This window comes from Nonomuraea sp. WAC 01424 (assembly GCF_003947315.1).
Taxonomy (GTDB): Bacteria; Actinomycetota; Actinomycetes; order Streptosporangiales; family Streptosporangiaceae; genus Nonomuraea; species Nonomuraea spiralis.
On the sequence record NZ_QHHZ01000012.1, the window covers coordinates 343,278 to 367,328 of the forward strand.

General features: G+C 72.4%; 21 protein-coding genes and 1 pseudogene. 8 read left to right on the top strand and 14 right to left on the bottom strand.

Features of this window, described 5'->3' with window-relative positions; all coding sequences use genetic code 11:
* The first annotated feature begins 152 nt into the window (after positions 1-152).
* Positions 153-659, top strand: coding sequence for a VOC family protein (locus DMB42_RS32230; protein WP_312024774.1), 507 nt, complete (start codon positions 153-155; stop codon positions 657-659).
* On the opposite strand, the gene DMB42_RS32235 is transcribed toward DMB42_RS32230, so the two are convergent.
* Genes DMB42_RS32235 through DMB42_RS32245 form a run of 3 tightly spaced genes read right to left on the bottom strand, consistent with a single transcriptional unit; the run spans position 652 to position 4,631 of the window.
* The gene (locus DMB42_RS32235) at positions 652-1,500 is read right to left on the bottom strand and encodes an ABC transporter permease (RefSeq protein ID WP_125640146.1); all 849 of its coding nucleotides are present in this window, start codon (positions 1,498-1,500) and stop codon (positions 652-654) included. The two genes, DMB42_RS32230 and DMB42_RS32235, sit on opposite strands and share 8 nt — an antisense overlap.
* Positions 1,497-4,163, bottom strand: a complete 2,667-nt coding sequence (locus tag DMB42_RS56075) for a CocE/NonD family hydrolase (protein ID WP_185844962.1) — start codon at positions 4,161-4,163, stop codon at positions 1,497-1,499. Before DMB42_RS56075 ends, DMB42_RS32235 begins: the two co-directional genes overlap by 4 nt.
* 60 nt (positions 4,164-4,223) lie before the next feature.
* Complete coding sequence (locus DMB42_RS32245) at positions 4,224-4,631, bottom strand: PaaI family thioesterase (RefSeq protein WP_221762445.1); 408 nt, start codon at positions 4,629-4,631, stop codon at positions 4,224-4,226.
* 253 nt (positions 4,632-4,884) lie between these two features.
* On the opposite strand from DMB42_RS32245, the gene DMB42_RS32250 reads away from it, so the two are divergent.
* From DMB42_RS32250 to DMB42_RS32260, 3 genes are read left to right on the top strand one after another with little or no spacing between them, the layout of a single operon-like run.
* A complete protein-coding gene (locus DMB42_RS32250) occupies positions 4,885-6,126 on the top strand; it encodes a cytochrome P450 (protein WP_260478070.1) in 1,242 nt (413 codons plus the stop codon).
* A 10-nt stretch (positions 6,127-6,136) separates the two neighbouring features.
* A complete protein-coding gene (locus DMB42_RS32255) occupies positions 6,137-6,934 on the top strand; it encodes a bifunctional 2-polyprenyl-6-hydroxyphenol methylase/3-demethylubiquinol 3-O-methyltransferase UbiG (protein WP_125640154.1) in 798 nt (265 codons plus the stop codon).
* A 44-nt stretch (positions 6,935-6,978) separates the two neighbouring features.
* Positions 6,979-8,163: a hypothetical protein gene (locus DMB42_RS32260; RefSeq protein ID WP_260478071.1), complete on the top strand. Its 1,185-nt coding sequence runs from the start codon at positions 6,979-6,981 to the stop codon at positions 8,161-8,163.
* Here DMB42_RS32260 and DMB42_RS32265 read toward each other — a convergent pair.
* Positions 8,121-9,170 carry a CopD family protein gene (locus DMB42_RS32265; protein ID WP_125640157.1) on the bottom strand — a complete coding sequence of 350 codons (1,050 nt, stop codon included), beginning with the start codon at positions 9,168-9,170 and terminating at the stop codon, positions 8,121-8,123. The genes DMB42_RS32260 and DMB42_RS32265 overlap by 43 nt on opposite strands.
* On the bottom strand, positions 9,167-9,802 hold the full coding sequence (locus DMB42_RS32270; protein ID WP_125640160.1) for a copper resistance CopC family protein: 636 nt from the start codon (positions 9,800-9,802) through the stop codon (positions 9,167-9,169). Before DMB42_RS32270 ends, DMB42_RS32265 begins: the two co-directional genes overlap by 4 nt.
* Before the next feature lie 51 nt (positions 9,803-9,853).
* Between DMB42_RS32270 and DMB42_RS32275 the strand changes: the two genes are divergently transcribed.
* Positions 9,854-10,630 carry a trans-aconitate 2-methyltransferase gene (locus DMB42_RS32275; RefSeq protein ID WP_185844963.1) on the top strand — a complete coding sequence of 259 codons (777 nt, stop codon included), beginning with the start codon at positions 9,854-9,856 and terminating at the stop codon, positions 10,628-10,630.
* Positions 10,631-10,705: 75 nt separating this feature from the next.
* On the opposite strand, the gene DMB42_RS32280 is transcribed toward DMB42_RS32275, so the two are convergent.
* The 4 genes from DMB42_RS32280 to DMB42_RS32295 all read right to left on the bottom strand — a co-directional run bounded on the left by DMB42_RS32280 (position 10,706) and on the right by DMB42_RS32295 (position 14,557).
* Positions 10,706-11,503, bottom strand: coding sequence for an SDR family oxidoreductase (locus tag DMB42_RS32280; protein ID WP_125640166.1), 798 nt, complete (start codon positions 11,501-11,503; stop codon positions 10,706-10,708).
* Positions 11,504-11,543: 40 nt separating this feature from the next.
* Positions 11,544-12,521 carry a diiron oxygenase gene (locus tag DMB42_RS32285; RefSeq protein WP_125640169.1) on the bottom strand — a complete coding sequence of 326 codons (978 nt, stop codon included), beginning with the start codon at positions 12,519-12,521 and terminating at the stop codon, positions 11,544-11,546.
* Between the two features lie 69 nt (positions 12,522-12,590).
* Positions 12,591-13,190 carry a TetR/AcrR family transcriptional regulator gene (locus DMB42_RS32290; RefSeq protein ID WP_125640172.1) on the bottom strand — a complete coding sequence of 200 codons (600 nt, stop codon included), beginning with the start codon at positions 13,188-13,190 and terminating at the stop codon, positions 12,591-12,593.
* Positions 13,191-13,201: 11 nt separating this feature from the next.
* Positions 13,202-14,557 (bottom strand): sensor histidine kinase KdpD, encoded by a 1,356-nt coding sequence (locus DMB42_RS32295; RefSeq protein ID WP_125640175.1) that lies wholly within the window; start codon positions 14,555-14,557, stop codon positions 13,202-13,204.
* Positions 14,558-14,715: 158 nt separating this feature from the next.
* On the opposite strand from DMB42_RS32295, the gene DMB42_RS32300 reads away from it, so the two are divergent.
* The 3 genes from DMB42_RS32300 to DMB42_RS32310 are packed head-to-tail and all read left to right on the top strand — an operon-like array spanning position 14,716 to position 18,419.
* Positions 14,716-15,882 carry an acyl-CoA dehydrogenase family protein gene (locus tag DMB42_RS32300; protein WP_125640178.1) on the top strand — a complete coding sequence of 389 codons (1,167 nt, stop codon included), beginning with the start codon at positions 14,716-14,718 and terminating at the stop codon, positions 15,880-15,882.
* Positions 15,879-16,910: an acyl-CoA dehydrogenase family protein gene (locus tag DMB42_RS32305; RefSeq protein ID WP_125640181.1), complete on the top strand. Its 1,032-nt coding sequence runs from the start codon at positions 15,879-15,881 to the stop codon at positions 16,908-16,910. The genes DMB42_RS32300 and DMB42_RS32305 overlap by 4 nt, the downstream gene beginning before the upstream one ends.
* Positions 16,911-18,419 carry an AMP-binding protein gene (locus DMB42_RS32310; protein WP_125640184.1) on the top strand — a complete coding sequence of 503 codons (1,509 nt, stop codon included), beginning with the start codon at positions 16,911-16,913 and terminating at the stop codon, positions 18,417-18,419.
* Here the strand turns inward: DMB42_RS32310 and DMB42_RS32315 are convergent.
* The 5 genes and pseudogenes from DMB42_RS32315 to DMB42_RS32330 form a co-directional block, all read right to left on the bottom strand.
* The gene (locus DMB42_RS32315; RefSeq protein WP_221762446.1) at positions 18,380-19,504 is read right to left on the bottom strand and encodes a C45 family peptidase; all 1,125 of its coding nucleotides are present in this window, start codon (positions 19,502-19,504) and stop codon (positions 18,380-18,382) included. The genes DMB42_RS32310 and DMB42_RS32315 overlap by 40 nt on opposite strands.
* 35 nt (positions 19,505-19,539) lie before the next feature.
* Complete coding sequence (locus DMB42_RS32320) at positions 19,540-20,499, bottom strand: YafY family protein (protein WP_125640187.1); 960 nt, start codon at positions 20,497-20,499, stop codon at positions 19,540-19,542.
* A gap of 16 nt (positions 20,500-20,515) precedes the next feature.
* Positions 20,516-21,409, bottom strand: coding sequence for an NADP-dependent oxidoreductase (locus DMB42_RS56420; RefSeq protein ID WP_185844968.1), 894 nt, complete (start codon positions 21,407-21,409; stop codon positions 20,516-20,518).
* Positions 21,410-21,421: 12 nt separating this feature from the next.
* Positions 21,422-22,387, bottom strand: a pseudogene (locus tag DMB42_RS56425) (zinc-binding dehydrogenase); the annotation flags it as partial.
* A 39-nt stretch (positions 22,388-22,426) separates the two neighbouring features.
* Positions 22,427-23,863, bottom strand: coding sequence for an Nramp family divalent metal transporter (locus DMB42_RS32330; RefSeq protein ID WP_125640190.1), 1,437 nt, complete (start codon positions 23,861-23,863; stop codon positions 22,427-22,429).
* Positions 23,864-24,051 lie beyond the last annotated feature (188 nt).

Here is a 24,051-nt window from a genome sequence, read left to right on the forward strand (position 1 = left end):
CCGGGGCTCTGCTTCGGACTTTGCCCTGGTCGGTGGGGTCCTCAAGCGGGTGCCTGAAACTTCTGGAAAATTCTTGAGGGTTTGTGTCGATCCTCCCGCCCCTCGTTCGACGCGTTGACGAGCAAGGGGGACGGGGTACGGACCCGGTCCCCGTGACACGTCTCGAAAGGACGACCGGCGACATGCAGAAGATCACGACATACCTGTGGTTCGACAACCAGGCCGAGGAGGCCGCCGAGTTCTACACCTCGCTGTTCGCCGACTCCCGCATCCTGGACGTCCAGCGCTACGGCGACGACGGCCGCGGGCCCGTCGGGCAGGCCATGATGGTGTCGTTCGAGCTGGCCGGCCAGCGTTACCTCGCCCTGAACGGCGGCCCGCAGTTCACCTTCACCGAGGCGATCTCCCTGTACGTCGACTGCACCTCCCAGGAGGAAGTCGACGACCTGTGGGCCAAGCTCACCGACGGCGGCGAGGAGTCGCAGTGCGGTTGGCTGAAGGACCGGTACGGCCTGTCGTGGCCGATCGTCCCCCGGGCCCTCCAGGAGCTGATGAGCGTGCCGGACCCGGCCGCCGCCCAGCGGGTCGTACAGGCGATGCTGGGTATGCAGAAGATCGACATCAAGGGCCTGGAGGACGCCGCCAAGGGCGTCAGCTGACCACGTCCTTGCGCAAGAACCTGCGGAAGGCCACGGCGATCAGTATCGCGGCGTAGGTGATCGACACTGAGGCGCCCTTGGCCATCCCGCTCCAGTCGAGCTCGGGGGCGAGGGCGTCCAGCCACGCGTTGTTCCAGAACGTCGGCAGGAACTCGCGCAGCACCCCCAGCGCCTCCACCGCCTGCAAAATGGTGCACACGATCCACAGGCCCACCGCCCCGCCCACCGCGCCGAGCGGCGAGTCGGTCACCGTGGAGACGAGGAACGCCAGGGCGGCCACCACGAGCTGGCTGACCAGGGCGTAACCGATCACGATGCCGAAGCGGGGCAGCACGTCGAGCGCCGGGATCGTCTCCCCGGTGCCCGGCACCTGGATGTCGTGCCAGCCAAACGCGACCGTGCCGGCCAGCAACGCCATCAGCGGCAGGCAGATCACCGCCGTGGCCGAGAAGCCGAGCGCGACGACGAGCTTCTGCCGGAGCAGGCGGTTACGGGGGACCGGCGCGGCCAGCAGGTAACGCAACGACGACCAGCTGGCCTCGCTGGCCACCGTGTCGCCGCAGAACAGCGCGACCGCCACCACCAGCAGGAAACTCGCCGACACCGACAGGGCGAACGCCGCGAAGTTCAGGCCGCTCGCGGTCGCCAGGTCGCTGATCCGCAACGACGACTGCCCCTGGCCGCCGGACTGCGGCCCGAACTGGAACGCGATCACCAGCACCCACGGCAGCGCCAGCAGCAGCCCGAACATGACCAGCGTCCGCCGCCGCTTGAACTGCCTGACGATCTCCACGCGCAGCGGCAGCGTACGGCGCGGCACGTAGCCCGGCGCGGCGGTCATGATCTGTCTCCGATGAGGTCGAGGAACACGTCTTCCAGGCGCGGCCCGCCGTGCCCGTTGCCGGCCGCCGAGCTCAGCAGCCGCGAGACCGGCCCGGTGGAGACCAGCCGCCCGCGGTGCATGACGACCACGTGGCTGCAGGTCTGCTCCACCTCGGCCAGCATGTGGCTGGAGACGATCACGGTACGGCCGTCGCGCGCGTAGCGCTTGAGCACCTCGCGCATCTCCCTGATCTGGGGTGGGTCGAGGCCGTTGGTGGGCTCGTCGAGCACCAGCAGGTCGGGCAGGCCGAGCATGGCCTGCGCGATGGCCAGCCGCTGGCGCATGCCCTGCGAGTACGTGCGCACGGCACGGTCGAGCGCCTTGCCGAGGCCCGCGATCTCCAGCGCCTCCTCGAAGTGGGCGTCGGCGGCGGGACGGCCGGTGGCGGCCCAGTAGAGCTCGATGTTGTCGCGGCCGGACAGGTGGGGCAGGAAGCCCGGGCCCTCCACGAACGAGCCGAGCCTGGACAGCACGGGCGCGCCCGGGGTGACGGGGTCGCCGAAGATCCGGATCTCGCCGGCGTCGGGGAGGATGAGGCCCATCATCATCCTCATCGTGGTCGTCTTGCCGGCGCCGTTGGGACCGAGGAGGCCGAGGACCTGGCCCTGTTCGACCCGGAACGACAGCCCGTCGACGGCCCGTTCGCCGTTGCGGTACGCCTTGGTCAGCCCGACGATCTCCAACGGCACGTCCCGGCCGCCCGTCGCCTCCGGCACCTGGGCCTCGCCCGCGTCCGGCGCCGCCACGCCACCACGGGTGGAGGCGCGGGGGACACCACGACCAGAGGTACGGCCCGTGGCCAGCAGGACGGCGGCGGCGAGCACGGCGGCCAGGGGCATCGCCCACACCCACCAGGCCACCCCGCTCGGCGGCGCGGCCAGCGTGCGGACCGTGGGGACGGCCAGCGCGGGAGAGGCCAGGGAGACCCGGAACGCGGCGGCCTCGGTGGGGGTCGCGAACCCCATGTCCGTCGTGGTCACCACCAGCCGCAGCCGGTGGCCCGCGGCGAACCGGTGGTCGACGGCCGGCAGGGTGACCGTGGCCTCCGCGACGCCCGAGCCTTCGGGGATCGTGACCCGGAACGGCGCCACCAGCCCGGCGGGCAACGCGGCCGGCTGGGTGGTGTCGGCCACGTCGTAGAGCTTGGCGAACAGCGTCGCCTGGCCCTTGCCCGCCACCTTGACCGTGACCGTGGAGCTGCCGGTGAGCTGGAGCGGCGCGGTGAGCGGCGCCGACTCGAACGCGGCGCTCTGGCCGGGCATGTCGATGGACACGCCCGCGCCGCCGCCCGGCCCGCCCAGCAGGCCGCCGACGCCGGGAACGGTCGAGATCGAGGCGGGGGCGCCGCCGGGCGGGTTGACGATGTTCTGCTCGGGGCCGGTGAGCCGCACCGTGGTGGTGTCGGTGCCGGCCAGGCCGGGGTAGGAGGACGCCTCGGGGTGGAGCCTGATGCGCTGGCGGGTGCCGGGGTCGCGGCCGCCGTCACGGGTGACCGTGAACGCGCCCACGGCGGGCGCCGCCTCGCGCTTGAGGTAGCGGCCGAACCAGGCGGAGGACTGGTCGTAGAGCCAGTCGGCCTCGCCGTTGCCGCCGTCGTGGCCGCCGTCGAACCAGGCCATGCTGACCGGCGTGCCGGCCGCGGCGATGGCCTTGGCGTTTGCGTCGGCGTGGGCGATGGGGAAGAGGGAGTCGCGCTGCCCCTGGAGCAGCAGGGTGGGCGCCTTGATCCGGCCGGCCACGGTGACCGGGCTGGACCTGCGCAGCAGCGCGATCGCCTCGGGCGTCGGCCGGCCGTCCTCGGCGACCTGCTGGTAGATGTCGCAGATCGCCGGCAGGAAGCGGCCGCATCTGGCCTGCTGGGCGGTCAGGGGAGCGGCGGCCTCGCGGCGCGACCGGTCGGCGAAGGTGTCGAGGGAGACGCCCTGGCCGAAGAAGATGCCCGCCCACATGCGCTTGAAGACGCCGTCGCCGACACCCTGGCCGATGGCGGCCGGCGCGGCGGCGGCGCTCTGCGCGCCCTGGCCGGTGGTGGACCCGCCGGTGGACCCGCCGGTGGCGGGCTGGGCGGCGGCGTTGGGGAAGAGGGCGTCGGCGAGGTCGGCCCAGGTGATCTGGGGGACGATCGCGTCGATGCGCTGGTCGTACGCGGCGGTCATCAGGGCGATGGCGCCGCCGTACGAGCCGCCCGTGATGCCCACGCGCGGGTCGCCGGTCGCGTCGAGCTGGACCTCGGGCCGCTTGGCCAGCCAGTCGACGAGCTGCTTGACGTCCTTGACCTCGTAGTCGGGGGAGTTGAGTGCGATCTCTCCCGTCGAACGGCCGAAGCCGCGCGCGGACCAGGTCAGCACGGCGTAGCCGTCCTGGGCCAGACGGGCGGCCTGCTGGCGGACGCTCTGCTTGCTGCCGCCGAACCCGTGGGCGACCAGCACGGCAGGCGCCTTCCCGCCGCCCGCCGGCGGGAAGAAGGTGGTGTCGAGCTCCACCCGCTGGTCGTCGGACGGCCCGTCGACGACCGTGATCCGCTGGTCCTGACCGCGCGCCTCCGAAGGGGACGGCCACACCAGCCACGTCGTCACCCCGATGACGGCGAGCACCGCGACCAGCGCGGCCACACGTTTCATGCTGGTGAGCCTACTTTCCGCACCTGAGAGATCCCTGAGACGGCCGTCGCGGGGCGGGCGTCAGCCGAGAATCGCGTAGACCGTCGAGGCGTGCGCGGCCGGGTCGCCGTCGCCTTCGGGGGTCAGCGTGACCTCCGAGAAGGCCAGGGAGCGGCCGAGCTTGGTGACGCGCACGTCGAGCAGCACGTCGCGGCCCATCACCGGCCGCTGGAACGTGGTCGACTGCTGCACGGTCGTCATCGGCACGAACCCGCCTCTGGCCGAGGAGATCGCGATGACCGTGGCGGTGTCGGCGGCGGCCATCATCGCCTGACCGCACAGCCCGCCGCCTTCCCTGGCCAGGGCGCCGGACCAGGGGAGCCGGACGACGGCATGGCGCTCGCCCACCTCCTCGACCCGCAGCCCGAGCTCCTGGATCCAGGGAGCGAAGTATTGCCGGAGAATCGCCTCTGCGTCTTCTGGAGTCACGCGCTCATCATGCACGCTGGAGGGCATGGCGGAGGAGCGGAGCGAGCGTCCTGTGGATAACCCGGCGGGGGAGCGAACGAACCACCCCACGCAAGCCCCCACCGACGTACGGGCCGAAGGTCCTTCGAAGGGGCGGGCCGGGGAGACGGGCGGAGGTCCTGCGGGGGATCGGGCCGGGGAGGGCGGCGGAGGTCCTGCGGTGGAGCGGGTTGGGCAGGGGCGTGGTGATGTGGTGGGGGGAGAGGTGGTGGGGGTGTTTTTGCCGTCTACCTATGCGGCGGCCGTCCCCTATGACCTGTACGCGAGGCTTCGCCGGGAGAGTCCCGTCTGCTGGATTCCTGAGCCGGCCGTCGGCCCGTGGCGGGAGGGGCCCGGTTACTGGGCCGTGTTCCGGCATGCCGACGTCAAGCGCGTGCTGCGCAGCCCCGAGGACTTCTCCTCGCACCTCGGCGCCACCCAGATCCGCGATCCCGACACACCCGCCGACCTGGAGTTCGTCCGGTCGATGATGCTCAACATGGACCCGCCGGACCACTCCAGGGTGCGCCGGATCGTGGCCGCCGCCTTCACGCCGCGCGCCGTCCGAGCCCTGGAACGCACGATCAGGGACCGGGTGGCGGCGCTGCTCGCGGTGGGCGAGTGCGACTTCGTCGAGGTGGCCGCCGACCTGCCCGTCTGGACGCTGGCCCACGTGATGGGCGTGCCGGAGCAGGACAGGCGGCTGCTGTACGACTGGGCCTCCCGCGTGATCGGCTACCAGGACGACGACTACGCCGGCCTGTCCACGGCCGAGGTCGAGTCCCTGACCCCCGTGGGCCGTCTGGCGGTCGCCGCCCGTCCCGAGCTCAGGCCGGGCATGAACCCCAGGTCCAGGGCCGCGCTGGCCGACATGTTCGCCTATGCCCACACCTTGGCCGACACCCCGCGCGAGTCCGTCATGTCGGCGATGCGGGAGGGCGGCCTGACCGAGGCCGAGTTCGAGAACATGTTCTTCCTGTTCGCCGTCGCCGGCAACGAGACCCTGCGCAACGGCATCCCCGGCGGCCTGTTCACCCTGCTGGAGCACCCCGCCGAGCTGGAACGGCTGCGCGCCGACCCGTCGCTGCTGGAGTCCGCGGTCGAGGAGATGTTGCGCTACTGGCCCCCGGTGATGGACTTCCGCCGTACGGCCACCCGCGACCTCACGCTCGGCGGCCGGCGCGTCCAGGCGGGCGAGAAGGTGGTCGTCTACCACGCCTCGGCCAACCGCGACCCCGCCGTCTTCGCCGACCCCGACCGCTTCGACGTCGCCCGTACCCCCAACGACCACGTCAGCTTCGGTTTCGGCCCGCACTTCTGCCTCGGCGCCCACCTCGCCCGCGTCCAGCTCCGCGCGGTCTTCGGCGAGCTGCTCGCCTGGGACGTCGAGCCGGCCGGAACCCCGGTACGCCTCACCTCCAACTTCCAGAACGGGCTCAAACACCTCCCGGTACGCCTGGCCCGACGCCTCCCTTAGGCTCGCCCGCATGGACTATCTGGAGATCAACAGGGCCAACTGGAACGCGCGGGTCCCCGTCCACGTCGGCAGCGACTTCTACGACGTCGAGGGTTTCAGGAAGGGGCACGACCCGCTGCGGCCGTTCGAGCTGGCCGAGGTCGGCGAGGTGGCCGGACGCCGGCTGGCGCACCTGCAGTGTCATTTCGGCCTCGACACCCTGGCCTGGGCCAGGCGCGGCGCGGAGGTGACCGGGCTCGACTTCTCCGAGGCGGCCGTCGAGGAGGCCAGGGCGATCGCGGCGGACTGCGGGATCCCGGCCACGTTCGTCACCGCCGACGTCTATGACGCCGCGCGGGCGCTGGGCGGCCGGACGTACGACATCGTCTACACCGGGGTCGGCGCCCTGGTCTGGCTGCCCGACCTGGCCCGCTGGGCGGCCACGGTGGCCTCGCTGCTGGCCCCGGGCGGTTTCCTCTATCTGGCCGAGTTCCACCCTGTCGCCGACGTCCTCGACGACGAGACCGGTACGACCGTCACCTATGACTACTTCGCGCGCGGCCCCCACGTCTGGGAGGACGTCCACAGCTACACCGGCAGCGGTGAGCTCGACCACCCGACCTCCGTGCAGTTCCAGCACGGCCTCGGCGAGGTCGTCAGCGCGGTGGCGGCGGCCGGGCTGCGGCTGGACTTCCTGCACGAGCACGACCACACGCTGTTCCCGCGCTTCGCCACGCTGGTCGCCGACGGCTCGGCGTACCGGCTCCCGGAGGGGGCGCCGCGGGTGCCGCTCATGTATTCGCTGCGAGCGACAAAGCCGTACAAATAGGACATCTGAGACCGATGGGCCGGATGGACCGTAAGATTTGCGCCGTGAAGTCACCAGCATCGTTCAAGAAGGCCGCAGCGTGGGCCTTGCCGTACTGGACCAGAGGCCAGGCGGGGCGCGAGACGCCGCAAGACCTGTTCCGGGTGCTCTACTTCGGATGGCTGGTGGCGCTCACGCTCAAGCTCCTCGGCTCGGCGTGGGACGTCTCGTGGCACTTCAAGTGGCTGCGTGACGACCTCGCCCCGCCCCACCTGCTCAACTCCGCCGGCGGCGACGTCGTCGTCGTCCTGACCGTGGTCCACGGCTACACCGGCTACGGGGTGGACAAGGCGGCGCTCCGGCTCATCCAGTGGGGCACCGGGATCTTCCTGGTCGCGGTGCCGCTCGACCTGATCAACCACCGCGTCAACGGGCTCGACATCACCTCGTGGAGCCCGTCGCACATCATGCTCTACGTTGGAACGTTCTTCATGATCGCGGGGGTGATCCGCGGCTGGTTCATGGGTGCGCCCCCCGGCCGGGAGCGCACGGTCGTGCTGGGCGCGTTCTTCGCGTTCTTCCTGGAGAACATGCACTTCCCCGAGCAGCACCAGGAGTACGGCGTGCTCTCGCTGGGCGCCTGGGACAACCACGCGACCTACGCCGAGCCGATCCTGCTGCGATTCGCCGCCGACCAGATGGGCCGGCCGATCGACCGGGTCATGATGAGCGGGTTCACCCTGCCCGTGCCCGACTACCTCTACCCGGTCTACGCCGTGGTGGCGGTGTTGTCGGTGCTGGTGGCGGCCCGGCTGATGATCGGCCGGTTCGGCGCGGCGACGCTGGTGGCGGGCGCGTACGTGGGGTTCCGCACGCTGATCTGGCCGCTGCTCACCTTCGGCGGTTTCCCGCCGTCGGCGGTGCCGTTCTTCTTCGTGGTGGCCGGGCTGCTGGTGGACCTCGCGTTCCTGGTGCGCGTACCGGCCGTACGCGCCGTCGTGGGCGCGGCCGCGGTGACGGCCGGCGCCTACGGCGCGCTGGTCGTCCAGAGCGCGGTCATGGGCTCGGTCTACGGCGCGATCAAGGGCCAGACCGGCCTGTACGGATCCCCACCCCTGGTCACGTCGTCGGCCCTCTGGGCCGGGCTCGGCCTGCTGGCCGTCTGGCTGGCCGCCGAGTGGGTCGCCGGGCGGCGCGACCGCCGGGCTCAGCCGATCGAGGCCCGGGTGATCGCCACCGCCACGCCGTAGGCCAGCCCCATCACGCCCACCTCGGCCGCCGTCCAGCTCACCAGGGCGGTGGCCCCGCCGCGGCGGATGACCGGCAGCAGGCGGAAGCGGATGTGGGCGGCGAGCGGCACCAGCAGCGCCACCAGCGCTGTCTTGATCACCACGAGGACGCCGTAATGGCTGGTCACGATCGCGTCGGGGAGTTCGACGCCGGGCGTGAGCGCCATCGTGCCCAGCCCGGTGATCAACCCTGACAGGGAGACCAGGAGCAGGCAGACGGTGGCCATCCTGGAGAACTTCGGCAGCGCCACGGCCAGCAGGCCCGGGTGCGGCGCGACGAACACGGCCGTGGCCGCCAGGCCGCCCGCCCAGGCCGCCGCGCCCATCACGTGGATCTCCATCGAGATCATGATGGGGTCGTGCCACACGGAGTTGACCGCGTGCCCGGTGACCGGGATGGGCAGCAGCCCGAACAGCGCCACGATGATCCGCAGCTCCGCGGGCACCTTCTCGCCGAACCGCACCGCCATCAGCCCGATGCCCGCCGCCGCCAGCGCGCACGCCGCGCTGAACAGCAGCCCCTGCCCGGTGCCGACGTCCTCGACGTAGGAGGCGATCATGCCGAACGTGGGCACGCGGCCCGGGTTGAGCTCGGCCGTCTGGAACACGATGGTGAGCAGCGCGCAGATCGCCCACGTCCAGGCCGCCAGTACGGCGAGCGGGCGCACCTGGCGCAGGACCGGCTCGGTGGCGCCGGGGGCGTCGAAGCCGAGCAGCTTGGGCACGAGGCTGAGGCCGACCACGGCGACGGCGGCCAGGTCGAGCAGCACCCTGACGACGGGAAGCCCGTAGGCGACGACCGGCCCCGGCATGGGGATGCCCGGCACGGACTCCTGCGCCGTGAGCGTGGACGCCGCCACGGCGGACACGATCCCGCACACGACGAACGCCCCGGCGACGAGCCGCCCACCACCGATCCGCTGACCGGAACGGGAGGCACCGGAACGGGAGGAAACGGTCGCGGTCACGTCCGGGTCCCCTCCGAAGGCCGCGCCCCGGCCTCGACGTCCGCCGCCTCGACCTTCGTGCCGGCCTCGACCTCCGCGGCGGGCGCGGAGGTGGAGCGGCGGAGGGCGACGGCGGTGCCGGCGGCCAGGAGCAGCAGGGCGGCCACGATCCACACGACCGCCATGCCGGCTCCGCCCAGCGCCGCCGCCTCGGCCGCCTGCGCGCTGGACCCCTGGTCGCTCTGCCCCGTCTGCCCCGTCTGGCCGTTCTGGCCGGCCGAGACCCCGGTGGCGGAGGCGGCCAGGCTGAAGCTGATGCTGCCGGTCACCGGATGGCCGTCGGCCGACAGGATCCGGTAGCCCACCACGTACGAGCCGCCCGCGGGCAGCGGTTTGACCTTGACCGAGACCCGTTCGGCCGACACCTCGGCCGTCCCGTCGGCGTAGGAGGAGCCGTCGGCCCCCGTCACGCCCACCTGCGCGTACCCCTGCCGCACGGCCTGGTCGAACACCAGCGTCACCCGCGCGGGCGAGGCGGACAGCGCGGCGCCGTCCTTCGGATCGCTGCCGACCAGCACGTTGTGCGCCTGCGCGGAAGGGGCGAACCCGACCGCGGCGCACGCGAGCAACAGGACCGTGAGTAGCCGCCTCACCGATCAAAACCTTCCATCGAACGAGTCTGGAACCTGTATATGGTCCCATCCATGACGGACCTCTTCGGCGGCGCGGCGCCCTACTACGCCAAGTACCGGGCCGGACACGGCGATCCGGCCATCGACCACCTGGCCCGCGCGTTCGGCGCGGACGGCGTCGTCCTCGACCTCGGCGACGGCCTCGGGACGATCGCGATCCCGCTGGCCAGGCGGGTACGCGAGGTCCTGGCCGTCGACCCCGACGAGGAGATGCTGGCCGAGGGCCGGCGGCTGGCGGCGGGCGCGCCCGGCCTCCGCTGGCTGCGCGGCGACTCGACGACGCTGCGTGAGTTGCCGCCGTTCGGCCACGTGGTGATGGGCCGGTCCTTCCATTGGACGGACCGGCGGGCGGTGCTGGCCGACCTGGACGAACTGCTGCCGCCGGGAGGCGTCGTCGCCCTGGTCGGCCCCACGCGCGACCCGGGCGAGGAGCCGTGGGAGCCGGTCATGCGCCGGGTACGCGAGGAGTTCGGCGTCGGCACCTGGACGGCCACGGGCTCCTTCCAGCACACCGGCGAGCACCACCACGACGTGCTGGCCGGCTCGCCCTTCTCCGACCTGGAGTCCGGCCGGTACGAGCAGCGCCTCGCCTACGACCTCGACGCCCTGCTCGGCCTGCAGCTCTCCTACTCCTACACGGCCCCGGCCAGGCTCGGCGGCCGGCTGCCCGCGTTCGTCGAGGCGGCGAGGGCCGCCCTGCTGGACGCCGACCCGTCCGGCCGCTGGGAACTGGTGACGACGACCGAGGTCATCCTCGCCCGGCGCCCCGCCCCGAGCCGGACCGCCTGAGCGGCACCGTACGGCCGGCGACCGCTGCCTGTGCCGCGGGTGTTCCGGTCACCCGCGGCTTCTCCGCCCGTGACCTCATCGTCCGGGAAGGCGTCTGATCGCCAGACCCGCCACCCGTACGGCCGCCGCGGGCCACAGCCGGGCCACGCGCCAGGCGGCCCGCCCCGAGGCGGGCGCCACGATCAGCGCCTTGTTCCGCGCCACCCCGCGCAGGATGTCGTCGGCCAGGGCGTCCACCGGGTAGAGCCGCCCCTGCGCCCGCACCGCCGCGCTCCTCACGTTCGCGGCCAGCTCGGTCGGGGGCAGCCCGGGGTTGGCGTGGTCGAGCAGCGGCGTGTCGGTGAACCCCGGGCACACCACGCTCACCCGCACCCCGTACGCCGCCGCCTCGGCCCGCAACGCCAGCGAGAGGCCGACGACGGCGTGCTTGGTCGCCGTGTACGGCAACATCAGCGGCGCGGGCAGCAACCCCGCCAGCGAGGCGGTGTTGACGATGTGCCCGAACCCCTGGTCGGCCATGATCGGATAGGCGGCGCGCACACCGTGGACGACGCCGCGCAGGTTCACGTCGATCGTCCGGTCCCAGTGGTCGAGCGACAGCTCACGGGTACGGCCGCCGACGGCGATGCCCGCGTTGTTGAACATGAAGTCGAGCCGCCCGCGCTCGGCCCTCACCCGCGTGACCAGCGCGGCCACGGCCTCGGCGTCGGTGACGTCGAGGCGGGCGAACTCCAGCCCGAAGTCGGCGGCCACCTGCTTGCCCGCCGTCTCGTCCACGTCGGCGATCGTGACCGCCACGCCCCTGCGCCGCAGCTCCCGCGCGACCGCGCGGCCGATCCCGGAGGCGCCCCCGGTCACCACGGCGGTCCTCACGCGGGACTCCCCGTGCTCTTCGCCGTGGACCGCGGGGCCGTCACCGGCGCGGCTCCGCCCATATCCCCATGGCCTGCCAGACCTTCCTGCTGACGGCGTTGACCAGCCCGATCTCGGCGCACAGCGCGCGCGTCCGGCCGACCGAGTCGCGGATCTCCTGCCGGGCGGCCGGGTTGTCGCGGTAGATCGCGGCCACGACGCCGGGCGGGATGCGGAAGTGCCTGATCATCGGGCCGGGCGGCGCGAGCATGATGCGGGCCATCACCCCGAGCACGACCGGCGAGACCACGCTCAGCAACATCCGGCGGTGGCGGGGCATGCGCGGCACCCGGTCGCGGAGGTAGTGGCGGGCGAAGGAGATGTGCCTGGCCTCCTCCGCGATGTGGATGCGCATGATGGTCTCTTCCAGCGGGTGGTGGACCTGGCCGTCCTTCAGCACCTTACGCTGCACGTGGTCGATCGGGTCCTCGCCACCCAGGACGAAGACGAAGAACAGCTCGGTGGAGATCAGCGGGATCCACGGCGCGACCTGGGCGACCAGCGACAGCGGGCCCGGCATGCCGCGTACGGGGAGCTTCGTACGGTTCACGAACTCCTGGAACATCATCCCGTGATGTCCCTCTTCGATGGTCTCGTGGTAGACGTACCGGAACTCGGGTGAGCCGTTCGGCAGGCGGTAGGCGTAGTTGAGCAGGCCGCGTTTGAGCAGGTTCTCGAACTGCAGGCCGATCTTCATGGCGGTGGCGACCCGCCACAGGCCGATCCTGGCGCGTACCTCGGGGGAGCGGGTGCGGTACCAGGGGTGGCCGCCCAGTTTGTCGACCTCGGGCAACTCCCAGCGCGGGTCGGCCTGGTCCACCAGGAACTCCGGGTCGTCCCACGGGATGTCGCGGTAGGGCTCCCAGTGTTTGTCGACCGACGCCTTCGAGAGGCGTTCGACGACCGCTTCGTAGGCGGCGCGGGTGGCGGCCCTCTCGTCGTTCGCGGCGGCGGCGGTAGAGCTCGGTGCGGTTGTCATCGCGGGTGCTCCTCTCCTCGCGCCAGTAATTGTACGAAGTATCCAATAGACGCGGAAGAGTGACCCGGGTCACAGGTTCTCGGCGGCCACCCCCAGCTCGGCGGCGACGGCCGTACGGAGGAGGGTGGCGGCGCGGCGGCGGGAGAGCACCTTGGGATGCACGTGCGTCTGGAGCGCCAGGCCGTCGATGAGCGCGAAGATCCGCCAGACCGCGTCCTCCGGGTCGCCGCAGGCGAACGCGCCCATGCGCAGGCCGTCCTCGATGATCGAGCGCAGCAGCGAGCGGCCGCGCGCGTCGATGCGCCGGGAGATCTCCTCCAGCTCGGAGCTGCGCATCGCCTCGGCCCAGGCGTCGATCCACAACCGCCACTCGTCGGAGGGCGTGGCCGGCGAACAGCGCCTGAGCAGGGCCCGCAGCCGTTCGAGTGGGCTGGCCGCGGAGTCCTCGATGTAGGCCAGCGACTCCAGGTGCAGCCTGGCGGCATGGCTGAACGCCTGCGCGAACAGCCGGTCCTTGGTGTCGAAGTGGTAGAAGAGCAACGCCTGGCTGACGCCCGCCGCCCGGGAGATGTCGAGGGTCCTGGTGTGCCCGAACCCCTGCTCGGCGATCACTTCGCAGGCCGTCTTGAGGAGGTCTTCGCGCCTTAATCGGCTGAAATCGGTCGTCACAGCGAGTAACTCTAACTACTGATCAACGGTATTTGTAGGACAAACCGGGCGCCGTGTTCGGAAGGCTCGATGGTGAGCGTTCCCTTGTGGGCCTCGGCGATCTCGCGGGCGATGGACAGGCCGAGCCCGGTGCCACCGGCGTCGCGGCGGCGCGAGGCGGCCAGCCGGGTGAACCGCCGGAAGACGGCCTCGCGCTGGTCGGGGACGATGCCCGCGCCGTCGTCGAGCACCTCCAGTACCGCCTGCCCATCCTGTTCACCCACAGTCACAGTGATCATGGTATCCGCGTGTCGCTCGGCGTTGTCGAGCAGGTTCGCCAGCAGCCGGGACAGGCGCAGCGCGTCGCCCTCGGCCGGCACGCCCAGGCGCAGGCGCGCCTCCACCCGCTTGCCCTCCCGGCGGCGGCGCAGCTCGTCGGTCACCAGCCCCGAGAGGTCGACCGGCTCGCGCCGGGCGGGTACGCCGGCCTCCAGCCTGGCCAGGGTCAGCAGGTCGGCGACGATGCTCTGGAGGTGGTCGAGGCTGCCGAGCAACCGCTCGCCGGTCCCGGGCCAGTCGGTCTCCTTGGGGGCGAGCATCGCCTCCTCGACCTGCGTCCGCATGGCCGCGACCGGGCTGCGCAGGTCGTGGGAGGCGTCGGAGGCGAACCTGCGCTGCTGTTCCACCGCGTGTTCGAGCCGGTCGAGCGTCTCGTTCACGGTACGGGCGAGGTCGTCCAGCTCGTCCCGGTGCGCCCCCCGGGGCACCCGGCGCTTGAGGTCGGTGGCGGTGATCTCGGCCAGCTCGTCCTTGATCGCCGAGACCGGGGCCAGCGCCTTGCGTACGGCCAGCCAGGCCACGAAGGCCGTGAGGGCGGAGAGCAGCAGCACCCCGAGCGCGGCCGCCGGCGCGTACGCGGGGCTGATGTACCAGGGGAGTTCGGGGGTGTAGGCGTAGACCATCCAGGGCCTGCCGCCGACGTTCGCCCGGAAGCCGACGGTGATCAGGCAGTGGACGCCCGGCACCCGGTTCGTGCAGGACGTGGTGGTGAGGCGGGCGTCGGCGCCGGTGGCGGTGGCGGTGCTGAGCGGCGGCTGTCCCGTCAGGCGGGAGCTGGCCTGCCGGATGCGGCCCTCCTCGTCGACGACCTGGATGAGGTCGGTGCCCTCGGTGACGGCCACGGGCCGCAGGCGGGCGGGGGCGTCGCGCTCGACGACGAAGGCGATGCGGCGCGGGTCGGCGGCGGCCTGCTCGGTGAGGAAGCCGGTGGCCACCGTGTGCATGATCGGCGTGACGAGCAGCGCGATGGCGCCGTAGCCGGCCAGCGCGCTCAGCAGGGCGGCCAGCGTCAGCCGCCGCCGTACGGACCAGCGCCTGAACACGATCACGCCATCCCCCCGGAACCAGGTGATCACAGGTGGCGGGGGTGGCCCTAATCAGCGGAGATTCAGCGGCAAACACGCCCGAAACGCGCTCCAGAGCATTGCTCTATGCGGGCCGCCGCGACCTGACTAGAGTAAGTGAACACTGATGCCAAGGAGTCGATGTGGACCTTGCAGAGTATCGGCGTGCCGCCGCTGAGTGGCTGCGGGACAACGTCCCGGCCGACGATCAGTCCGGGGCCGACGCCCTCGCCCGCGCCAAGGAGTTCATGGCCAGGCTCTACGACGCCGGCTACTCCGGCATCACCTGGCCACGGCAGTGGGGCGGCCAGGGCCTGACGCAGGCCGAGGAGCGCGCCTTCGCCGCCGAGGCCCGTGACCACACCCTCCCCACGTACGTCTTCTCCATCGGTCTCGGGATGACCGGGCCGACGCTGGTGGACCGGGGCACCGACGCGCAGCGCGAGCGTTTCGTCCGGCCGCTGCTGCGCGGCGAGGAGGTCTGGTGCCAGCTGTTCTCCGAGCCGGGCGCCGGCAGCGACGTGGCCAGCCTCCAGACCCGCGCCGTACGCGACGGCGACACCTGGGTCGTCAACGGCCAGAAGGTCTGGACCTCGGTCGCCCACCACGCCGACTGGGGCCTGCTGCTGGCCCGTACCGACGTCGAGGTGCCCAAGCACCGGGGCCTGACCATGTTCGTGGTGGACATGCACCACCCGGGCGTGACGGTCAGGCCGCTCAAGGACATGTCCGGCAGGGCCAACTTCAACGAGATCTTCTTCGACAACGTGACGATCCCCGACGAGCACCGGGTTGGCGAGGTCGACGACGGCTGGAGCGTGGCCGTCACCACCCTGCTGCACGAGCGGCTGTCGATCTCCGCCGGTGTCGGCATGGGCGGCCAGAAGGACAACCCGGCCACCTTCGAGGCGCTGCGAGAGACGCTCGACACCGATGACCCGCTGGTCCGCGACCAGCTCGTCGAACTGCACATCCGCACCCGCGCCCTGGCGCTGTTCAACCAGCGCCTGGCCCAGGAGACCAGGGCGGGCATCTTCCCCGGCGCCCGCGGCAGCGCCGCCAAGCTGCTGCTGGCCGAGCTGACCATGTTCCAGGCCGACCTCGCCACGCAGTTGGCCGGCCCCGAGTCCGTGGTCGGCGACCACCCGCTGTCCCGGGCGATCTCCCTGGCCCCCGGCATGTCGCTGGGCGGCGGCACCAACGAGATCATGCGCAACATCGTCGGCGACCGGGTGCTCGGCCTGCCGCCGGAGCCGAGGATGGACAAGACCGTGCCGTTCAAGGACCTGAAGGTGGGGACGCAGGGGTGAAGCTCGTACTCAGCCAGGAACAGCAGCAGCTCCGCGAGGCCGTACGCGGCTTCCTGCGCGCCGCCGCGCCGCTCCGCAAGGCCCGCGAGGGCTACGACCCGCAGGTGTACGCCCGGCTCAACGGCGAGCTCGGCCTGTCCGGCCTGATCGTCCCCGAGGAGTACGGCGGTGCCGGGGCCGGGTTCGCCGACCTCGCCGTCGCCCTGGAGGAGACCGGCGCCGCGCTGCTGCCCGGCCCCTTCCTCGCCACCCAGTTCGCCGCGCTCGCGCTCACCCAGGTGCCCGACAAGGAGCTGCTGGGCGGCATCGCCGAGGGCCGCGTCGCCGCCACGCTCGTCCAACCCGAGCAGGACCTCGCCTTCGACGGCACGTCCGTCACCGGCACGCTGCCGCGGGTGTTGTCCGGCGCGGAGGCCGGCGTGCTGCTCGCGCCCGCCCCCGGCGACGGCGGCGTGGTGCTGGTGGCCGTCGACCTGGCCGGTCCCGGAGTCACGCGGACCCCGCTGGAGACGCTCGACCTGACGCGCGGCCAGGCGCGGGTGACCCTGGAGCACGCCCCCGCCCGGGTGCTCGGCCGGCCGCCCGCCGGCAGCGGCATCGGCGACCGGCTGTGCGTCGCGCTCGCCGCCGAGCAACTGGGCGTGCTGCGCGCCTCGCTGGACGCCATCGTCGCCTACGCCAAGATCCGCGTCGCCTTCGGCCGCTACATCGGCTCCTACCAGGGGGTCAAGCACAAGCTCGCCGACATGCACGGCAAACTCGAACAGGCCGAGTCGATCGTCAGGTACGCCGCCTGGGCCGCCGACGAGTCGCCCGGCGAGCTGCCCGGCGCCGCCGCGCTGGCCCAGGCGTACGTGGGCCGCGCCTGCTTCGAGGTCGCCCGCGACCACCTGCTCCTGCACGGCGGCATCGGTTTCACCTGGGAGCACGACGCGCACCTGTTCTACAAGCGGGCCAAGGCCGACGAGGTGCTGCTCGGCCCGCCTCGCATCCACCGGGCCCGTCTCGCCGAACTCCTGGAGTTGTAGATGGACATCAGCGGCCTTCCCGGCTTCTACGCCATCGCCGCCGCCGACCCGGGCCGCGTCGCCGTGATCGACACCGACGGCTCCGAGACCACGTACGGCGACCTGCTGGCCAGGGTCAACCAGGTCTCCCACGGCCTGCGGGCCCGGGGGCTCGGCAAGGGCGACGTGGTCGCGGGTGTGTTGCCCAACGGCATCGACGCCGTCGTCATGCTCATGGCGACCGGTCAGATCGGCCTCTACTACGTGCCGATCAACTGGCATCTCACCGAGGCCGAGGTGGCCTACATCCTGTCCGACTGCGACGCCGGGCTCGTGGTCACCGACGCGGCGCACGCCGTGCCCGGCGGGGAGATCGGCACGTCCGGGCTGGCCGAGGGGCAGCCGGCCGAGGCGCCCGCCGAACGTACGGCCGGGGCGGTCATGTGGTACACCTCCGGCACCACCGGCTTCCCCAAGGGCGTGCAGCGCAGGCTGCCCGACGCCGAGCCGGAGGCCATCGTGCCGCTGTACGTCTGGTTCCTCGGCGAGGTCGTCGACCTCACGCCGGGCGACGCCGTGCACCTGGTGACCTCGCCGATGTACCACTCGGCGCCGTGCGCCCACACCCAGTTCGCGCTGCACCTCGGGCACACCGTGGTGATCACGCCCAGGTTCGACCCGGTCGACATCCTGGAGCTGATCGAACGCCACCACGTCTCCAACGCCATGATGGTGCCGACCATGTTCCACCGCATGCTCCAGCTCCCCGAGGACGTCCGGGCCAAGTACGACGTGTCGAGCCTGCGCCAGGTCATCCACACCGCCGCCGCCTGCCCGGTCGCCGTCAAACAGGCGATCATGGACTGGTGGGGCCCGGTGCTGTACGAGTACTACGGCTCGACCGAGTCCACCATCGCCTTCTCCGTCAAGCCCCTCGACTGGCTGGCCAGGCCCGGCACGGTGGGACGCCCCGCGCCGACGTTCGAGGCCAGGATCTGCGACGAGAACGGCGCGGACCTGCCGCCGGGCGAGCCCGGCATGATCTACGTCAAGTCGTCCATGGGCTCCTTCGAGTACCGCAAGGACCCGGCCAAGACGGCCGCCAGCATGCTGGGCGACTGGTACACCCCCGGCGACATCGGCTACCTCGACGAGGACGGCTACCTGTTCCTGTGCGACCGGCGCACCGACCTGATCGTCTCCGGCGGCGTGAACATCTACCCCGCCGAGATCGAGGCCGCGCTGCTGGCCGGGCCCGCGGTGGCCGACGTGGCCGTCATCGGCGTGCCCGACGAGGAGTGGGGCCACAACGTCGTCGCCCTCGTGCAGCCCGCCGAGGGCGTCGAGCCGGGCCCCGCGCTCACCGCCGAGCTGCTCGAACACTGCGGGCCGCGGATCGCCAGGTTCAAGCACCCGAAGGTCGTCGAGTACCGCGACCGGCTCCCGCGTACGCCCACCGGCAAGCTGTCACGCTCGAAGGTGCGCGAGGGCTACCTCACGGAGGCGGGGAAGACCAGCTCCTCGCTGTAGTCCCGCCCGTCGCCCAGGTAGAAGCGGGTGGCCAGGGTGCGGTCGGCGGTGTCGAAGACCGTGGTCCACAGCGTGCGGAACGGCTGGGCGGGACCCTCCTCCGGCCGGACCGCGCGCAGGCTGTCCCGCAGGTCGCCGGTGGACATGGTGGCGCCCTTGCTGCGCTCGTACAGGGTGCGCAGCCTGCCGTACGTGCCGAGGCTCTCCGGGGTGTCGGCGGGCAGGGCCATCGGGTCGGGGTGGCGGTGCAGCAGGTGGTTGGTGACGCACAGCGGGCCGTCGCCGAACGCGACGACGTGCTCGCTGCCGTCCCTGCCGCGTTCCCACACGAACGCCTGGCCGTGCGCGTCGGCGACCAGGTAGTGCAGCGGCAGGCCGAGGTCGTACTGCTTGGCCCCCAGCAGCGCCTGCTTGGCCTGGGCCGCGGTCTCGCAGGTGTCCATGAGGAACCGGGGCAGTTGCAGGCTGCCGAGCCCGACCTGCGGGACGTCCAGCCGCGGCGGGGTGGCGGCCGGCGTGTCGGCGATCAGCAGCATGACGGCCAGGCCGGCCTCGTTGATCCCGTCGATGCAGCCGTCGAGGCCGTTCATGGTGATGACGGTCGAGGCGAGCCCGTCGTCGGGCACGGTGGTGATCACGTACGGCCGGGAGGCCATGGGCAGCTCACCCGGCTGGGGCGGTTGTCCCATGGTCTGGCTGGTGGTGTGGAGGAAGAAGTCGTAGTTGCGGCCCACCCGCCCGTGCCCGTCGGCGGAGGCGGACGGCGGGCACCACTGGGCCGAGCAGGCGCCGCCCACGGGCACGTAGTTCCAGCCGTCGAGGGCCAGCTCGTCCTGGTCGGGGTCGAGGCCGAGGGCCGCCGCCGCGCCGTCCATGCGGGCGTGGTGCTGCGGCCAGTTCCGTTCGAACCAGGTCATCCTCGCCCTGATCACGGCCGGGTCGGCGCGCTGGGGCGACCAGCCGAGCCGGCGGGCCTCCTCGGCCAGCGCCCGGCCGATCTCGCGCCCGCGGCCGGTGAGGGTGAGGTGCGTGACGAGCTGGAAGTCGTCCTTGCCGCCCGCGACGCAGGTCATGTTCTTCTTCATGCCGTCGAGACTGCCGTCGTCCGCTGACCGGGTTCCTACCGTCCGCTGACCGCCCGCTGGTAGCGTTCCGACAGCCCGAGGATCGTCTCGGCCAGCTCGGGCGGGTCGAGCACCTCGAAGTCCACGCCGAGGAAGCCGATCCACACCGCCATCCCGTTGAGGTCGTCGCCGCCCAGCCTGAGCAGGCAGGCGTCCTCGCCGGCCGGCTCGACCTCCAGGCCGGGCCGCAGCGCGGTGATCCGCTCGGCGGGCGCGTGCAGCAGCACCGTCGCCCGGTGGCGCCACATCGCCGTGCTGACGCCCTTCTCCACGTACGCGGCCACGTCGCCGTCGCCGGGCAGCTCGCGCGGCGTGAACCGGGGGCCGGTCGGCGTCCGCGGCGTCATCCGGTCCACCCGGAACGTGCGCCAGTCGTCCCGCTCGACGTCGTAGCCCACCAGGTACCAGCGCCCCCGCCGGTGCGCCAGCCGGTACGGCTCCACGTTCCGCACCGCCGTCGAGCCGTCGTGGCCCGTGTAGTCGAAGCGCAGGCGCTCGTGGTCGCGGGCGGCGTTCGCGATCGCGGTCAGCGCCTCGGGCCGGACCGGCGCCGCGCCCGGCCCCTGGATCTGCACGGTGTAGGCGTTCAGCGCGTGCACCCTGCGCCGCAGCCGGGCCGGCAGGACCTGCTCCAGCTTGGCCAGCGCGCGTACCGAGGTCTCCTCGATGCCCTCCACGCCGCCGCCCGCGGCCCGGCCGAGCCCGACCGCGACCGCTACGGCCTCCTCGTCGTCGAGCAGCAGTGGAGGCAGCGCCGCCCCCGCGCCGAGCCGGTAGCCGCCGGCCACCCCGGGCGTGGCGTGCACGGGGTAGCCGAGCGAGCGCAGGCGTTCGACGTCGTTGCGGATCGTCCGGGTCGAGACCCGCAGCCGGGTGGCCAGCTCCGGGCCGCTCCAGTCGCGGTGCGCCTGGAGCAGCGAGAGCAGCTTGAGCAGGCGGGCGGAGGTTTCCAGCATCCGCCCAGTCTGCCCGCTATCGCGGCAAGGACGTTTCCGCGTCGAGGACGAGCTTGCCGAGGAAATGGCCGTCCTGGCTGCGCCTGTGGGCGTCGGCCACGCGCTCCAGCGGGAACACCTCCGCGACCGGGACACGCGGCAGCACGTCCACCGGGAACGGCCCGCCGCTGCCCGTCGAGAACCGCACGCCGTGCCTGCCCGCGCCGACGGGGTCGGCGATGGTGAGCACTTTGCCCGGGTCGCCGGTGAGCCGGACCGACAGGTCGACCTCGCCGCGCCCGGAGGCGTCCAGCACCAGGTCGACCGGCCCCGGCAGACGCTTCTCCAGCCCGTCCCCGTAGGTGACGGGGACGACGCCGAGGTCGCGCAGGAAGGCGTGGTGGCCCGCACTGGCCGTGCCGATCACCTTGGCGCCCCGGGCCAGCGCGAGCTGTGCCGCGGCCAGGCCGACGCCGCCGGCGACCGCGTGGATCAGCAGCGTCCGGCCCGCGCGCAGGCCCAGCTCGTCCAGGGCGCGGTTGGCGGTCTCCAGCGCCACGGGCAGCGCGGCCGCCTCCACGAACGACAGGTGCTCCGGCTTGGGCCGCAGGGAAGCGGCCTCGGCCAGCGCGTACGTGGCCGCCGCCCCCGGCGCGACCTGCCCGAACACCGCCTGGCCCACCTCCAGGCCGGTCACGCCGGAGCCGAGCGCGTCGACCGTGCCGGCCAGCTCGATCCCGACGCCCTGGGGGCCGTCCGGCGGCGGGCCGTGGAACCCGGCGCGCAGCTTCCAGTCCAGGGCGTTGACCCCGGCCGCCCGGACCGCCACCCGTACCTGCCCGGGGCCCGGCTGGGGCAGCGGCACCTCCGCCAGCTCCAGCACCTCCGGGCCGCCGTGCTCGTGGTAGCGCACGGCCTGGGCGGTGACCAGCAGGACCGCCTTGCCGACCAGCTCGCGGGCCTCCAGCGCGGCGTGCGCGTCGTGGGCCCGGTCGAGCGGTACGGCCAGGCCCACGACGGTCGTCAGCTCGCCCGCGGCCGCCATGTCCAGGGCCCGCCCGGCCAGACGCCGGAACTCCTCGGGGGCGAACTGCACCTGTTCCATGCCGACCAGCCGTACGCCCCGCCGCGCCGCCTCCGCCGGGTCCACCAGGGCCGTCGAACCGCTCGGCACCCCGTAGGCGAAGAACACGCCACCCGCGCCGAGCGACGCGAACGCGTCGGCCCCCACCTGCCCGCCGACCCCGTCGAACACCACGTCGAACGCCCCCGCGCCGCCGGCCTCCGCGCCCGTCCGCGGCGGGGTGGACCAGGAGCCCGGGTCGCGCAGCGCCGGGTAGTCGACCACCTCGGCCGCGCCCGCCGCCAGCGCCGCCTCCCGCTTGGCCGGGCCGTGGGCGGCGGCCGTCACCTGGGCGCCGGCCGCCCGCGCGAGCCGGACGATCGGCAGGCCCAGCCCCCCGCCGGCCCCCGTGACCAGCACCCGCGCCCCTGGCTTCAGCTCCGCCGCGTCCACCAGGCTGATCGCGGCCGGGCCGACCTGGAGCAGCGCCGCCGCCAGCCACGAGCTCACCCCGTCGGGCACCGGTACGAGCGTGTCCAGGCCCACCGCGACCCGCTCGGCGTACCCGGAGGACACCAGGGCCGCGACCCGCCGTCCCACCCAGGCCGGGTCCACCCCGTCGCCGGCCGACAACACCCGCCCGGCCACCCCGGTCCCCGGCACGAACGGCGGCCGGAGGGGAAACCACTCCTGCCCCCACCCGGCACGCAACTGCGCGTCCAGCGACATCACGTCGGCCACCGAGACGCCGACCACCACCTGCCCCGGCCCGGCGACGGGATCGTCCACCCGCCTGACCCGCAGCACCTCAGGACCACCGAACCGCGTCACCTCGACGACATCCATGCCGCCGAGTGTCCTACCTCAAGTCAACTTGAGGTCAACTCATCCGATCATCTTCTGCACCTGCTGCACGACCACCAGGACGGTCAGCGTGCCGAAGAACGCCACCGACCAGACCAGCGCCCCCAGCCGGTACGACCTCACCTTGATCGCGTCCGGCAGCGCCCGCCGGTTGAGCACGATCAGCAGGATCGAGTACACGAACATCATCACCGCCGCGAAGCACGCCGAGAACACCAGCAGGATCAGCGGCTGGTCGAACCCGAGCAGCAGGATCGCGATCCCGGCCAGCGTCATCGCCCAGACGGTGAGGAAGTAGACCCGGTTCACCGAGACGGACCGGTCGCGCAGGTAGACCGTCTTGATCGTGTCCGAGGCCAGCCGCGAGGTGTAGTCGACGATGCCCATGGCCGAGGCGAACAGCGCCAGCGCGCCGACCAGCCAGAACAGCACCCCGAACCACGGGCCGACCATGCCCCGCAGCACCTCGCCCTCGACCTTCAGGAAGCCGATGTCGTTCCGCCCCGCCACCTCCGGCCGCCCGAACACGGTGGAGTAGGCCAGCATCGACATCAGCCCGATCGTCAGGAACGACACCAGCGCGAACGTGGCGCCCTGCTCGGCGTTGGCGAAACGCCACCACCGCCGCCAGCGCGCCAGGTTGTCCGCGGTCGGCGCGAACTGGAAGCCGGTCGAGGCGGCCGCCTCCTCCTGGCCGGTGACCGGGCTGACCAGGCGCGGGACGTACGAACCCATGCCGAAGCCCTTGTCGCGGATCCAGTTGCTCTGGCACAGGTTCTGGCCGCCGCCCGCCCCGGCGTACGCGACGGCGCCCATGATCACGGCGATCCCGAGCTCCCCGGCCGGGAAGCGGGCGCCGACGGTCAGCCCCTTGCCCAGCTCGACCCAGCTCTCGGCGTTGATCGCGAACAGGATCGCGACCACCGCCAGCGTGGCCACCAGAGCGATCTTCACGAAGATCACCCGTTCGAGGGCCGTGTAGATCACCGGCGCCAGCGTCAGGCCCAGCGCGATCACGAGGAGCATGCCGGCCGCGATCCACCGCACGCTCCCCGCCCCGGACCCGGTCAGGTACGTCACCATCGTCGCGGACGTGGTCACCCAGCCCGGCCAGAGGTTCGAGGCCAGCGTCATCAGGACGAAGACCAGCCCCCAGTGCTTCCACATCCGGCTGAACCCGGTCAGCGCGGTCTCGCCGGTGGCCAGCGTGTACCGCTCGATCTCCATGTTCAGGAACCACTGGGTGACGATGCCGACCGCGGCGCCCCAGACGAACACCAGCCCGACCTGGGAGGCGATGTACGGCCAGAGGATGAACTCGCCGGACGCCAGCCCCACCCCCGCGCCGACCAGCCCGGGGCCGATGACCCGCCAGGTCGAACGGGGAGGCTCGGGCAGGTCGCGGACGGTGACGGACGGCAGGACTCGCGCGGGGACGGTGGGGGTGAAACCCGTCATGCGGATCTCCTTGTTCGGCTTCCCGTACCGTCACGTTACGCAGATCCGTGACCGTGGTGAACTAGTGAGCCGGCTTTGAGATTCGGTCGCAGTAGCGACAGATACGGTCGATGATCTGGTCGGCGGTCTTGGTCCAGCGGAACGGCTTGGCGTTGTCGTTCCAGAGCTCGATCCATTCCTCCAGCGTG

Coding starts and splice junctions, on each gene's coding strand:
- DMB42_RS32235 (WP_125640146.1), bottom strand. CDS start 1,500: ATGACCGCCGCGCCGGGCTACGTGCCGCGCCGTACGCTGCCGCTGCGC.
- DMB42_RS56075 (WP_185844962.1), bottom strand. CDS start 4,163: ATGAAACGTGTGGCCGCGCTGGTCGCGGTGCTCGCCGTCATCGGGGTG.
- DMB42_RS32255 (WP_125640154.1), top strand. CDS start 6,137: ATGGACTATCTGGAGATCAACAGGGCCAACTGGAACGCGCGGGTCCCC.
- DMB42_RS32275 (WP_185844963.1), top strand. CDS start 9,854: ATGACGGACCTCTTCGGCGGCGCGGCGCCCTACTACGCCAAGTACCGG.
- DMB42_RS32285 (WP_125640169.1), bottom strand. CDS start 12,521: ATGACAACCGCACCGAGCTCTACCGCCGCCGCCGCGAACGACGAGAGG.
- DMB42_RS32310 (WP_125640184.1), top strand. CDS start 16,911: ATGGACATCAGCGGCCTTCCCGGCTTCTACGCCATCGCCGCCGCCGAC.
- DMB42_RS32315 (WP_221762446.1), bottom strand. CDS start 19,504: ATGAAGAAGAACATGACCTGCGTCGCGGGCGGCAAGGACGACTTCCAG.
- DMB42_RS32320 (WP_125640187.1), bottom strand. CDS start 20,499: ATGCTGGAAACCTCCGCCCGCCTGCTCAAGCTGCTCTCGCTGCTCCAG.
- DMB42_RS32330 (WP_125640190.1), bottom strand. CDS start 23,863: ATGACGGGTTTCACCCCCACCGTCCCCGCGCGAGTCCTGCCGTCCGTC.